This is a genomic window from Gimesia alba (assembly GCF_007744675.1).
In the GTDB taxonomy this organism is placed as follows: Bacteria; Planctomycetota; Planctomycetia; order Planctomycetales; family Planctomycetaceae; genus Gimesia; species Gimesia alba.
Genome location: NZ_CP036269.1, coordinates 487,452 through 500,411, shown reverse-complemented (window position 1 = coordinate 500,411; position 12,960 = coordinate 487,452). Strand labels below are relative to the sequence as shown.

12 protein-coding genes are annotated in these 12,960 nt (G+C 50.1%); all 12 read right to left on the bottom strand.

Annotated features, from left to right (window positions below; genetic code table 11):
- Nucleotides 1–65 precede the first annotated feature (65 nt).
- The 12 genes from Pan241w_RS01920 to Pan241w_RS01865 all read right to left on the bottom strand — a co-directional run bounded on the left by Pan241w_RS01920 (nucleotide 66) and on the right by Pan241w_RS01865 (nucleotide 12,957).
- Entirely contained in the window at nucleotides 66–1,040 is a 975-nt protein-coding gene (locus Pan241w_RS01920) for a hypothetical protein (protein ID WP_145210137.1), read from the bottom strand.
- A complete protein-coding gene (locus tag Pan241w_RS01915; RefSeq protein ID WP_198000272.1) occupies nucleotides 1,015–1,950 on the bottom strand; it encodes a replication-relaxation family protein in 936 nt (311 codons plus the stop codon). The genes Pan241w_RS01920 and Pan241w_RS01915 overlap by 26 nt, the downstream gene beginning before the upstream one ends.
- Before the next feature lie 13 nt (nucleotides 1,951–1,963).
- Entirely contained in the window at nucleotides 1,964–3,865 is a 1,902-nt protein-coding gene (locus Pan241w_RS01910) for a type IV secretory system conjugative DNA transfer family protein (protein WP_145210131.1), read from the bottom strand.
- Complete coding sequence (locus tag Pan241w_RS01905) at nucleotides 3,862–4,536, bottom strand: hypothetical protein (protein ID WP_145210128.1); 675 nt, start codon at nucleotides 4,534–4,536, stop codon at nucleotides 3,862–3,864. The genes Pan241w_RS01910 and Pan241w_RS01905 overlap by 4 nt, the downstream gene beginning before the upstream one ends.
- Nucleotides 4,537–4,588: 52 nt before the next feature.
- Complete coding sequence (locus Pan241w_RS01900) at nucleotides 4,589–5,536, bottom strand: HesA/MoeB/ThiF family protein (RefSeq protein WP_145210124.1); 948 nt, start codon at nucleotides 5,534–5,536, stop codon at nucleotides 4,589–4,591.
- Nucleotides 5,537–5,610: 74 nt separating this feature from the next.
- Nucleotides 5,611–6,285, bottom strand: a complete 675-nt coding sequence (locus Pan241w_RS01895; RefSeq protein ID WP_198000271.1) for a Mov34/MPN/PAD-1 family protein — start codon at nucleotides 6,283–6,285, stop codon at nucleotides 5,611–5,613.
- Between the two features lie 283 nt (nucleotides 6,286–6,568).
- Nucleotides 6,569–6,862, bottom strand: coding sequence for a hypothetical protein (locus Pan241w_RS01890; protein ID WP_145210118.1), 294 nt, complete (start codon nucleotides 6,860–6,862; stop codon nucleotides 6,569–6,571).
- Nucleotides 6,863–7,193: 331 nt separating this feature from the next.
- Complete coding sequence (locus tag Pan241w_RS01885; RefSeq protein ID WP_145210115.1) at nucleotides 7,194–7,391, bottom strand: hypothetical protein; 198 nt, start codon at nucleotides 7,389–7,391, stop codon at nucleotides 7,194–7,196.
- A gap of 260 nt (nucleotides 7,392–7,651) precedes the next feature.
- Nucleotides 7,652–8,728, bottom strand: a complete 1,077-nt coding sequence (locus Pan241w_RS01880; protein WP_198000270.1) for a reverse transcriptase domain-containing protein — start codon at nucleotides 8,726–8,728, stop codon at nucleotides 7,652–7,654.
- A gap of 51 nt (nucleotides 8,729–8,779) precedes the next feature.
- Complete coding sequence (locus Pan241w_RS29995; RefSeq protein WP_390621033.1) at nucleotides 8,780–9,082, bottom strand: hypothetical protein; 303 nt, start codon at nucleotides 9,080–9,082, stop codon at nucleotides 8,780–8,782.
- Nucleotides 9,083–9,099: 17 nt separating this feature from the next.
- Entirely contained in the window at nucleotides 9,100–9,447 is a 348-nt protein-coding gene (locus tag Pan241w_RS01870) for a four helix bundle protein (RefSeq protein ID WP_145210109.1), read from the bottom strand.
- A gap of 69 nt (nucleotides 9,448–9,516) precedes the next feature.
- The gene (locus Pan241w_RS01865) at nucleotides 9,517–12,957 is read right to left on the bottom strand and encodes an SUMF1/EgtB/PvdO family nonheme iron enzyme (RefSeq protein ID WP_145210106.1); all 3,441 of its coding nucleotides are present in this window, start codon (nucleotides 12,955–12,957) and stop codon (nucleotides 9,517–9,519) included.
- Nucleotides 12,958–12,960 lie beyond the last annotated feature (3 nt).

Sequence of the window (12,960 nt, the reverse complement as noted above, 5' to 3'; positions counted from 1 at the left end):
TGACAACGGCAACTTCCGGATGACACACTGTTCTCACTCCTGCGGAATCGCTTCCGTCCTGATGGTCAGACCATCATAAATGCGACTCCCACCACCAAATGCAGAGCCAGGAGGCTCAATTCAAGTCCCATGCCCGGGAGGACACGGGGCTTGTTGGTTTTTCGAGTTGGCTGTGAAGCCCACTCGATGGTTTGAAACAGGTTTCGCCACTTTCCTTCCTGTTTTTTGAACTGAGTTGCCTGCTTCTGAAAACGGCTTAGATCTTCGAGAAGTTTTCTCCTCCGTTCTGTCAACCGATTCCAGTCATCAGCAAGGTCGACCTGGCGGGCGAGCAGTTGCATGTTGACAAAAGTTGGTTGTTTCCAAAACTGAAACCAATGTGGTTTCGCAATGACAATCGGTGCCATCATTTTGGAATCGACATCGTGTCGCACTGTGGTTGGTACGTGTTCCATACAGTTAGGGGTGAAATGGGGTACAAAAACCGCCCGTAGGCGGACATCGAAAAAGTTCGCTCCCGTAAGACGCTGCCGTGTCAGCGTGTACAAGAGATCTCGAACTTCCTGGATGTATTCAATCCGGTCATGCCGGAATCGATTCGTTTGAAAGGCACGCAATGGACTGTTATGCAGACTTGCAAGCTGTCGCCCAAACCAAAACAGTCCGGCATTGCCGGTTCGTAAAAAACAAAACAACATACATGGGAGGGAGTACGACTTATGCTCTTCTGACCAGAGGAAGAAGAGTGGAAAACAATCTGACAGTGGCAGGCATATGGCCGGTAGCTGACGGATGGTTTTCCGGGGGTGTCGGGGGCGATCTAGCCCCGACCTCACAGGTTGACTCGGTTCACCCCTGGAAAGCTGTGAGGTCGGGGATGGATTGAGCTTGCCGAATGACAGCCACGACACCCGTAAGTCGTTGGTGGGCAAACAAATACACATACAACCCACAAAACAGTCAGCGTATGTCGGGGCGGAGACCTGCCCGGAGACTCCGAAACAGGTAAATCGTTCATGATTTTGAGACTGCCAACGCATTGTCTGCCTCCTCACTATTTCGAACTAATTCTGATGTGACGGTTAATGATGTCGTTGGCTTGACCAACGGTTGTGGCTCGTCAGCTTCCGTCCGATACCAGACCCGCTCATGCAGGAATGTTTTCGGTGTTAATTCTGTCAGTGACGCAAACCGCCAGAAATCTGCGCCTGTTTTTTTCTGAAAAGCGCGACGAAGGGCATCACGCCGTTTTACACTCGGTGCAACCATCACCACGGTGAACCGATTCAGAGTTGTTTCCGGGAAATGTTTTCGGTGCCGTTGTTGGCGATGGAGTTCCGTATAACCGGGAGACTTCAATGCCGCGACACGATTGTGACTGTAGTTGTCACGATCCCGATCCTGCTCCAAATAGAAGACACCACGATGCCCGTCTACTTCCAGCAGAAAACCGGAGTCGGGAGCACAAATGATTTTTTTAGGGGCCGTCTTGAGTTCGGCATACAACCGAATTCGTTGTTTGGGATCAGGGTTCTCCGGATTGAGATATTCCTGCTCATTGCACCAGGTCACCAATTTGACAGAGCTTTGGGCAATGGCTTTGTCGAGCAGCATATGCGTGTTGGCAACCGCCAAATAATGATACAGATGCATCGGCTGCGCAATGCTGGTCGGCTTTACTAAATAACGATCGTCTTCAAAATGCTCCGCTAAAAACTGGCAACCTTTCTTTGCCAGATGATAGACGGGAGCCGGAGTCTCATCGCGCGGGTTCACGACCAGCATCCGCTGTTTGCTGATATAGCCGTCGTGCAACAGAGCCGAAAGGCGGCGGCGGGAGAGGCGACCATCTCGGTCGGTCGGATAGCACTCCTGCTGCACCATACGGCGATTCATCAAAAAATACCGGGCCAGCTTCTCGAATACCGGAATGTCTCTTGTGGTAATCATCGTCTGTCTACCTCTAACTGGGAAACGGATCATCACCTGCATCCTGCTCAGGTAATGCCAGACCCAGATTGTGAATGATTGCTTCCAGTTCCTGTTGACGTTCGGCTAAGACCTGCTGCGGGGAAGGAAAGACCTGTGCTAACAGGTCCAGGTAATGTTCCATACGCCGCGCAACAAATCTCGGGGACCAGCGAGCAGGATCTTGTGCCAAGGGGAATTGAATCCGCATCGGTTTTCCCGGACCGTAGACAATCGCTTCTCCAATCTGCAGTGATGCCAGCCGGGTCGCATACATCAGCTGGTGTTCTTGTGGCGAATAAAAGGTGACTCCAGTCACGACGTCTCTCCAAAGTAGCCGAGGAACCAATGACTGTTTAAAAGTTCTTCCCCTCGTTTTCCCCACAGATTGCGACCAGCTCTGACTGGTTTGGTGAGAGTGTCCCTTCGAGCCTCCCGTCGTCGAAGAACGACCATCGGTACGGTTTTCAGATTGCCCTGCTGTCGAAGATCGGGCATCACTGACCGCCTGTCGTATCTGTTGCAATTGTGTGTTGTAGGGATTCTGACTGGTTCCCGTTGTTTGCGAGCTTGATTCCGAATGACTGGTGGATGAACCCACCGAATGGCTCTGGGTATCACTCCACTGCTCGGTCTCCGTAACACCGTTTGATTCAGAGCCTCCCGTTCCCCTGGTTTCCGACTCACTTTCACTGAAATCCATCAGGGTGACTAAATCATGGCCCGCCTGATACTGCTGCGACTGCACAGTCTGATGTTTCACTCGCTGAGGATCATAGGTTGGGAACCCGATGATCTCGCCGAAAAACTTCGCATCATACGGATGCTTATGGCGAAATAGAAAATGTAGACCACACTGCCCAATCAAGGCATTTAGTAAACGATCATCCACACGATCCGGAAACGGATTCGCCCCTTGCGTGGCACAAACCAGACGTAATAAAAACTTGCGGATTTGGCCGGCTGCAGCAGTCAGTTCCGGTCCTGATCCCCTGGCAAAGACGGGAAGCTCATCCAGAAAGGCAAAGTACGGAGTAGGAGTATCACTATTAAAAACGTCGTGTAATAACTCGGCCAGAAATAAATTAGCTAATATTTGCTGATCTTCCTCCCGCAAAACGCCCCCTTGTCTGAGATTGACAATCACGATGGCGTTTTTTCGTCGCAGCTGTCCAAAATCGAGTACCCCGCTCGTCCGGGAAAGCATGGCTTCGATAATCGGATTACTGAAAAACCCCAGGATGCGGTTGCGCGTCGATTCGATCTCTTCCCGGATATCTTGCGGACGACCGGCGGCCAGATTCTCAAAGAAGTGCCGTGCCATGACATCGGGGACCGCTTGTACCAGAGCATTGTAGACATCAGAACCAACATCCAGAAAATGCTTTGCATCCGCCAGAGGTAAACCGAGTTCTGCAAGCGTCTTCAAAATTCTCATTGTCCAGGTAAAGAGGCGGGGACGACTGTCAAAATCTTCCTCTCCCCAGGCAGAGAGCAGAATCCGGCAAACATGCCCGATTTTACTGACCAGCCGAGCGCGGTATTGGATCGGGTCACGGGTCGATTCGACTGCGAGGGGATTGATACAGGTCGTACGCGATGTCTCAGCCGGATCGATATACACGACCCGGTTGCGGATCGATGCTTTCTGAGCCATACACCAACTCAGTATGTCTCTCGGATCAGAACCGTGCGGGCTTATGAACAGAAAGCCATATCCCAAGATCGCCAGGAGCTGCATCAGCACTTTCATCGCATTGCTCTTTCCGAAACCGGAGTCGCCGGAGATGAAGATTCCCGCCTGACTCTCAGCAAAAAGCTGTTTCGACGAGAAAAACGAATGCCGTCTGGTTCGGGATAGTCGCTTCGGTCTGATAGTTCTGGAAAGCTGGTTCATGTCTCTTCTCCTCGATTACCAAGCGTCATTTCCATCAAGGATTCCACTAATTGCTGGTCCTGTGCTTCCTGTAATTGCTGCTTTGTATCCGGATCCAGGCTCGCCTGATTCAGCGCAGCCTTCCGGTCAGCATGCTCCCGCTGCACTCGCTCTAACGTGGCAGAGAAATTTTCTGCTGGTCTCATGGTTCTGTTTTGCAACTGCCGCGAAGCTGCCTGTTCAATATAACTCGCCTCAAAACCGGCAACGCCCAGTGCCTCGACCAATACCGTGAGAGAATCGAGCAGAACCTGGGTCTCAGTACCCATCCGCAGACGGCGTACGAAATGTCTGACCAGTTTTTGCCGAAAGCGACGATACTGCCTTTGCCGCAAAGCCAGTGGAACCTCACTGGCGGCCTCCGCCCGAGAGGCCGCCCGCTGAAAATCAGGAGCCTGATCCAGCTGCAATAAAGCGACCTGGAGTGCACGATATTTTTGATTGAGCGCTTGTTGCCGACGGCGACGTTCATACATTTGCCTCTGCTGCTGTTGCTGGCGTCCCACTGAAACTGCATCGTTCTGTCGTTGCCATAGGTTCTGCCTGTGAGCAGACCGGATCACGCGATAGAACCGCTTACACAGCCACCAGCCCCCACCAGCCAATACCACAAGTATCAGAAGTATTTCCATGTGATATTTCCCCCCTTAGAAGAAAACATATCTAAAGTACTAACCGCCCCTGTTAATTGACGGTCGTTGATTTTTTCTGGTGTCCTTGCTCCGTTCTCACCCGAATAGAACCTGAGCTTCCTTCTGCCGAACGCGAAAACGTGATTCCACGATACGTTTCACAATCCGGACAGTAAGCGTTCCCTTCATCCGGATCGCTCAATGCAATGGAATTCCAGGCAAACAACGATGGGCATTCTGCATCGACTCCCAGATGCTTGCGGATCACATCTTTTCCATTGATGCGAAAATCGGGACGGATGCCGACCTGAATAAATTGGCGGTCTCCCAGCTGGTCAATCAATTGCCCAAAGCGATTCTCACAACCTCGGGTAAGAAGCCCCAGACAAATGTGACCGGCAATGGAGTCGAGCAATTGGATATCGAAAATTGTTGCGCCGTCACTCGGAGGATCGAGCGAACGCCCCTGCTGAGCAGCCTGCTGTTGTGCCTGATAGCGACCACTGCAGAGGCAGCGAAAACAGCATTCAAGATCCGGATGCCAAAAAACGACTTCGCCTCCGGCACCACCCGGATACAGGCCGATCCAGATTGCCGAGGCATTTAGAAGGAGAGCAACCTCATTACCCCGAGATTGGGCGGCAAAGGAATCGGTCGCAAAAATGAACAGATCACTGCTGCCGAATGATTCACGTATTTCTTCATCACTCAGTTTTGTAAAGTCCTCCGGAAAACAGTCCACCACCGCTTCAGGATTGATTTCCCAGATCTTGTTAGCCACAGCATGCACCTTCGGCATCCCAATATCAGCCGGAGAATGCCCCTGTCGAGAAATGTTTGCGTTTTCAATGATATCCAGGTCAACAAGCTTCCAGTGTTGCACACCGCATCGAGTGAGATTCTCAATCAGTGGCGCAGATCCACCGGCACCGATAATTGTCACTACCTTGGATTGGATGGTTGGAATATCAATCACATTTTTGATTCGCTCAAATTGCATGGTTCCATGCCTTTCTTTAATGAACTACGTTGTAAACATTGCTCGCTGCTCCTGAATAAAACCCGCCAATGCCGTCAGATCAGAATCAAGCGGGGAACCAGGACTTCGCGGGGATTACTGGCATCGATCTGGTAGGGATAGAGTCGACCATCGGCAACAATCGGGAGCATCACTTGTGTTGCTTCCGTGTTCTTAGGATTGGCAAACAGTTTGGCGACATACTCCAGATCCCCAAATGAAGGGTGCAACGCTCCGGGCGGATGTACGTGAACGACCCCTTTGCAATTCAACCCGACACCTTTTCGGTGTCTCAGGGTTCGATTGAGACTTGCGGCATCCAGGGTAAATGAAGAATACGTCGCATGACCGTTTTCGTCGGGAACATAGTGCGTGACGAGATCATCCTCTGCCGTAGGTCCCAGTAAAATTCCGGCCTTCTCCTTCTGAAAAGGATGCTCTACAAGATCTTCCAGAATTTGCTGGTAAACCGACCGAATCATTATCAGGATCGGGCCGAGGCCGGTCACTTTGAGATCTGATATTACGTCTTGTTTGCTCCCTTTGCGTTTCTTCCGACGACCAATGATAGGCTTCGGATTTGGTTGAATCTGCGTTTCCGGATCAGAGTTTTCTTGAATGAAGTCCGATCCGATAGGGAAGCCATCACAACACGCATTTTGTAGCGAATCCAAGTTTCTTCGCCAAAGTCCAGGCAGGTCGCCGTGAAAAGCGAGTGGGGGACTAAACATGATTGTTCTCCGGTTAAATGTGACAGAATAAATAAAAATGTGGGAAAGCCGGGGATCGATCATTTTGGTATCGACCCCGGCAATGCTCAGCCACTACAGATAGACTTTCATAACTGTCTCTATCTGCCAGTGTGCAGAGTTCCGTCCTCCAGTTCTTCAATACCAAATACAACGTATTTCATGACGAAGTCCTTCATTCAATGTCGTTCCACCTGGTAACCAGTCGTCATCGCAACGTTGGAACGAAGCCCGCTGTGGTAACGACCTCAGAAAAACACAACCGTTAAACGTTTACTCGCTTGCGGCCATTGGGAAATCTGCCAGTACGGACGTACTGGCTGTACCCTTCACAAAAAGCTATTCCAATCGCTTTCGCCTTATCGAGCGTGCGTGGTTCCTTTCCTTTGGAAACGCAAACCCTTCCATCGGAATACAGATGGCAATCATTCACGTTAGTGCTCTGTGGATTGTGCGGGTGTTGGGAGCAACGAATCTCATACGTCCCATTCCATTTCTGTTTGTACGTGACGGTATAGTTATCACTTCCATCGACCCGGTAATGTTTGGTAACAGCCATTGTTTTGGTACTCCTTCTTCATAGGAAAATTGTTTTAGTGAAACCCGAACAACGGGATTGAACACAGACGGTAAAACATATTACTTCGATGAAACTGAACTCGCTTTCGGGACAGAACCGTTCTTCTTTTCAGTTTGAGACTGACGAAATCGAAGCAGTTTTTGCAGTTCCTGGAAACAAAGAATCGCATGATCGATAGTTCCATCGGCAGAAGATATTTCCACCGCTTCGCCTTCACGTCCTGCGTATTCACATTTAGCTTTTTTGTGGTAACTGTGAATGGTGTACATTGATTGTTGGACCTTTCTCGTTTGATATTGAGACAGTAATGCTATTGCTTTGTTATGATTTCTTTGATCTTTAACCAGAGACGTTGGTGGACTAACACAAAAGGTGTTTTGATCGATGCGGTGGTCACTCCCGAAGCGATAGCACCTTCCAGGTTATGATTGAACATCCAGACAACGACCGTTGAGGTTACAAAGAGTGTCCCCCACAAACTAAGCTTTTCCAGAACATGGATTGTCATGTTTGACTCCCTTAAATGATTAGCCAAATAATAAAAGAGTCTCCGGTCGTATCCGGACATCCCTGTGGAACGCTTAGAAAAACCAACGTCCTGCTCAAGATATACATTCAGCATGTAGATGCTAAATCAATGTCTGGACGAGAAATTGGAGACGAGACGGCTCCAGGAGTACGATATCCTTTTAATGACATCGCTCTGCCAGGGGGCTCTACCCTTAGGCGCAGGCGCTGCAGTTTCCACGCTTTTGCAACGGAATTAAGTCAGTTGCCGGGACTGCGATGAAAACGAACACCACGCAGCAGGTCATTTATCAGACCAGTCGTATTGGCGGTGTGGCAATGTGCCAACCATGCCTGCAACGAGCGGCTGACATCGCAGCAATCGATTTCCCCTGCAGAAAAAAGCCGCTGTTGCTGACGGAGTCGCGACCGCATGCGGCGGACACTTTGTTGAGCCAAACGTCTACCGTTGGGTTTCAGTCGAAATCCAAGGTATTTCACGCCATGCTGTGAAGCATGCACTACTGTCTTTTGGGAATGCAACCGAAGACGAAGCGTCGCCAGAAATCGGACCACTTTTTCAGCTGCCGACCACAGGACTTTTTTCTCATCGGCAAATAGTAAGAGGTCATCTGCGTAGCGCACATATCCCGGAATACGGAGTTGCTCCTTGATGAAGTGGTCGACCGGATCGAGCAGCACATTGGCAAAAAACTGACTGGTGAGATTGCCAATCGGCAGTCCGGTCGGACGCAGGATATCTAATAGGTTATCACCTGGGAACCAGGTTCGAGGCGTCTCATCATCGAATATGCCCTCACCTGAAGCCACGATTTTCGAAACCAAGTCCAGTAGCCGATGATCGACGATTGTACGCTTCAGCAAATCAAGCAGTATCTCATGGTCAACGTTCGGAAAGAACCGCTGAATATCGGTTTGCAGGACAAATGAATGACGGCGGAGAAAATGCTGTGCCCGGTCGAGAGCTCGATGTGTTCCCTTTCCTCGGCGACAGGCATAACTGTCGTGAAGGAACCGCCGCTCAAAGAGCGGTTCGAGGACATTCACGATCGCATGGTGGACGATCCGATCGCGGAAGGGGGCAGCACTGATTTTGCGAGGTTTGGGATCACGTATGAAGAAATGCCGATAAGGTCCGGGTTCATAAGTTCCACCATCAAGTTCGCGTTGAAGTGTGAGCAAGTTCGATTCCCATCCGAAGTCAAAGGCGATGGCTCCACGTTTGAATCGCTTGCGGCGGCGGCAACGACGAGAGGCAAGTGTCAAGTTGTCCCATGATGCGAACTGGGGCCAGAGATTGCCGTAGGATTTTGCCACCGTGTCCACCTTTCAATAGAAACAAAAGACGGGTGGGGACGTTCGCTGACGCTACCAGCCCCCGCCCGTCGCTGCGGCTTCGGCCCCGTCGCCCAAAAAAGAAACACTCTCATACCCTCTTTTGGGATGGGTACACAGGAAACAGACCTGTCGTCCTCTTGGCACAGGCCGGACGTGCAGAACACACCAAGGTGCAGCAGACCCGACATCTGGCATAACGAACGATTCGGGGAGAACAATCACTCGGCACAATCGAAAACCAATTGTGTTGTTCCTGTTGTCGGGTGTGTTCCTGTTGCGGTACGCGGACCGACAGTTGTCGGCGTTGTTGTTCCACGACCCGCCACGCAACACGCGCAACGAACCCACGGTTAGCGGTCTGCCCCCTTTTGCCAGGCCCCCAGAAGTCGGCCTAGCTCATCAACACATTCTGCCGCAAATCGAAATTGATTACTACCTAATAATGTCAAATCAATTGTATAACGGAGCAGACCACGTAGGCAGAGTAGCTTGCCGTCGGCAAGTGCGAGAAATTCTTGACGCTGTTTACCACGCAGCGTGTTCGCCATCAGGATCAGTTCTTCAAACTCGAACGCGACACCTTCCAGACGATTCGTGTAACTATGCCGTAGATGCTTGGGAAATCGCTGGGTGTGTTTCAACAGCCAGAAAATAAAGTCGTGTGTTTTGACAAAGAGTGGTGTCTTGGGAACATTCATGGCCGCATTGCGACTGGGGGCTTCGCCCCCAGACCCCCTAGAGTTCAGAGTACAGAGATACAGAGTTCATTAAGATGAGGACGACTCGGGGAGAACAATCACTCGGCACAATCGAAAACCAATCGTGCCGTCCCCGCTGCCGGGTGCGTCCCTGCTGCGGTACGCGGACCGACAGTAGTCGGCGTCGTTGAACCACGACCCGCCACGCAACACGCGCAACGAACCCACGGAATCGTTCAAATTGGCGGTGAAAACCATCTTGTCTACATGCGTCTTGATCATTTCGAGTTTTTGTACTCGAGTCGCCGACTTGACAATGTGATTAGGGATGATCTCTTGTTGCTGGAGCTGCTTGATGATTCTGTCGAGGTAGAAGTCATGGGAGTAGCTGTCCTGGCACCATTCCAAAACGTTGCCGTGCATATGCCAAAGCCCAAACGCATTCGGGAGAAAATCATCAGTTAGAGGATCACCGTTTCCGGAAACCGGAACCGTGCACTGACGATATTTATTGTTGGCAGCATCGTCACGGTAATCGTCAGAGTCCCTGCTCGGATCGAAGTTGACCTCCCTCGTCGAGATTTTTTCAACGTTGGTTTTGTTAGCGAGAGAAAACAATTCCCGTTCATCATCATGTCCCGCTCGGCAGGCGAATTCCCATTGTGTTTCGGTGGGAAGTGCGTACTCTCCACCCAGCCAGCGAGAAAAAACGACTGCATCATACCACGACACACAAACAACGGGTGCATGATTGGTAAACTCAATGGCTACTTCGCCCTCATCATTTTTGGGAGCCACTCGCTCGAAGCTTTGCGCAAAAATGGTTTCCAGATTCGGATCGAATAAGCGGTATTGCTCCCTCGTCACCGTAGTCGTCTGCATTTCGAACTTTTCGACCCGGACACGATGAGGCGGAAACTCATTCTGATACTTGCTCGCTCCCATTCGAAAGATTCCGAAACCCTCGTTTGTGTTCGGACAAGGAGCAAAGTTCTCCACCAACATACGAGCGATTTCACCACGACACCGCGTAAATCCTGGATGTGGGTTCTGGTCCTGCATTCGCATGAGTTGCTGAAATTCACCCCGAAAACGATTCAGAACGAATTCTGCTCCAGGTAGCTGGTCTTCCTTATTGGGTGTTATAAATCGTGGCCAAGCTTGAAACATCAATTTGGTTGGTCGCGAGCCGCCATTCTTAGGCGGAAGGAATAAAACAGAAAGAGAAGCGGAAAGAATCTTTGGATTGGACTGCACGATTGTAGCAGGCATCTCGATGGCGAAACGCCATGCGTCCATCCAGGCTGGGTCGTTCGCGCGATCCAGCAATACTTCACGCTCGACACACTCAATCTTTGTGATGTTCTCCTTGTTATCATGCTCGATTAACGCCCAACCACCCCGCTGTTCGTTTTGTGCTAAATACAGTCCACAGTAAAATTCCATCATACTGCGGTGCCGAAACCCAAAAACGCTTTGTGTACTTGACAGAATGACTCCTCGATACGCAAGCCCAGCCGCTTTCCCAACTTCCTCCCATTCCTCGTCAGTCACAGACTCGGCCAGACGTGCAGACACATTTTTGCGAAAATTCCTGACTTCTCTTTCCCCCCACACACGACCGCTGTAGCCACCTTTACTCGAACGACCATCAACCATCATTTGGAAGCCTGCCGCGCTCACGATGCTTTCGATTCGATTTGGAGCCTCCTCACTAAATCGCCATCGAAGTGTTGGCAACGCTCGTTTGGTTTCGTGAGCGATTACTTCCAAGTAAAGTTCCGAACGATTTGCAAATGAACCGAGTAAATTGTCTTCGGCAAGATTTCGAATGTATTTCAGTAGGAGTGGTGATTGAAATAATGCTGAAATCTGGTCATATTGGGGAGCGATCTTCTTGAGGCCATCAATCAATCGTTCGCAGCGAGTTGCCCCCTCAGTTGATTGAGTCTCCTCGATGGTCGCGTCCAACCAAGCGTCTAATTCAGCGTCTATTTTCTTCGCTTGTGCATAAGTGACTTGTTCAATACGGGGATTATTTTTACAAAGCTCGTTCCACAAAGTTTCGCGTCTGCCAGGTAGATCTGCATCAGGCTCGGGCAGGTCGAGTTGCTCGATTGGTTTCAGCTCGTCATGAACGGGGCGAAGCTGAGTCAGATATTGATATTGCTGCTCGACGTCAAATGGGTCTATCTGTGCGTAACGCCAGTCTATATATAGAAATAATGGATTGACCTCATGTTCGACCCCGTATGGCCGACTAGTAAGCAGCACGCGACAATGCTGTCCAGTTTTCGCAAGGAACGTTTTGAGAGTGTCAGAGGCCGCAGTTACTTCATCCGGACCGAATTGATCAAATCCGTCGAGGATCAACACGACACGTCCTGCATCAAGGAGGGTTGACGTCAGTTGATTCGGATCGATCCCGTGACGCTCGCAGTCAGACTGAATTTCATCGCTGATCGCCCGTTTAAAGTCAGCAGGCCAGCCGAGTGCATCTTGAGTGGCAAATCTTACGGGGAGGCAAGCTTTGCCATTGTAGAATTCGTTCCAAGATTCCGTCGTAGAAAAATAGGCTTGCACGCGACGACTAAAAATCGTCTTTCCCATCCCAGAATCCTGCACAATACATATTCGTTGTCCGGCTTCAGATTTTAACAGTGCAACCAGTTCTTTCGTATTTCCACTGCGCGGAGTAACCGGCTCGAATCGTTGGCCCGAATCGCCTCCCACGGGGTTAGAATCCCGAAAATGCATACCGAGGGGCAGCAGCGAATAGTGGGGTTCCACATAGAAGCAAAGTTGCTCACGTTTGGTGTCCGTCTCACAATCCTGCTCCCAATTTTCGCGAAGCCGCTTGCAATACTTCTCAAGAACGACATCCACACTTGAATCAAATTGTGGCGGATCTTTGATCGGCTGACTGTCACCGCGACGAAAGAGTGACTCATAGGTCTTCAACAACCAAGAGAGTTGCTCTGCTGTTACAGGTTCAAACTTACCGGGTTTGTCTTCTGAAAGAATTCTGATACAGGTATGATCGAATAGGTCATCTGCAAGAAATCTGGCCACATATCCTGTCGAACTCGCTTTTGCTTGGTGAAAGCTGAATAGTCGAAGTAACAACGGATTCGTTGATTCCTCAGACTTGACATAACCAAACATTCGTTTGGCATAGTCTGTAAGCTCTCTTGGCTTAAGCTCCCCCAAAGCTTTACCGCAGGGCAGACGATCCGATTTACTAGCTTGATACACGACAACGCGTAAGATTAATTCAATCAATTCACATGCGCCTTTTTGCGGACTTGAATCGAAAGATATTGGACTTTCTAGTGGTTTATCTTCTGGTTTAGAACTGTGGCTCAACAGTCCTGAAAACCAGAACTCAGTATTTATCCAAGATCTGCTTATGTCAGGCGCTGTCTCTTTCGTCAAATCATGGATCTGAGCTAACGATCGGAAGTAAACTGTCAAACTTCCTTTTTTTGGCTTCTGGCTCTGATTTTTCATCCC

Coding starts and splice junctions, on each gene's coding strand:
- Pan241w_RS01865 (WP_145210106.1), bottom strand. CDS start 12,957: ATGAAAAATCAGAGCCAGAAGCCAAAAAAAGGAAGTTTGACAGTTTAC.
- Pan241w_RS01870 (WP_145210109.1), bottom strand. CDS start 9,447: ATGAATGTTCCCAAGACACCACTCTTTGTCAAAACACACGACTTTATT.
- Pan241w_RS01895 (WP_198000271.1), bottom strand. CDS start 6,285: ATGTTTAGTCCCCCACTCGCTTTTCACGGCGACCTGCCTGGACTTTGG.
- Pan241w_RS01905 (WP_145210128.1), bottom strand. CDS start 4,536: ATGGAAATACTTCTGATACTTGTGGTATTGGCTGGTGGGGGCTGGTGG.
- Pan241w_RS01885 (WP_145210115.1), bottom strand. CDS start 7,391: ATGACAATCCATGTTCTGGAAAAGCTTAGTTTGTGGGGGACACTCTTT.
- Pan241w_RS01910 (WP_145210131.1), bottom strand. CDS start 3,865: ATGAACCAGCTTTCCAGAACTATCAGACCGAAGCGACTATCCCGAACC.
- Pan241w_RS01890 (WP_145210118.1), bottom strand. CDS start 6,862: ATGGCTGTTACCAAACATTACCGGGTCGATGGAAGTGATAACTATACC.
- Pan241w_RS01900 (WP_145210124.1), bottom strand. CDS start 5,536: ATGCAATTTGAGCGAATCAAAAATGTGATTGATATTCCAACCATCCAA.
- Pan241w_RS01920 (WP_145210137.1), bottom strand. CDS start 1,040: ATGCGTTGGCAGTCTCAAAATCATGAACGATTTACCTGTTTCGGAGTC.
- Pan241w_RS01915 (WP_198000272.1), bottom strand. CDS start 1,950: ATGATTACCACAAGAGACATTCCGGTATTCGAGAAGCTGGCCCGGTAT.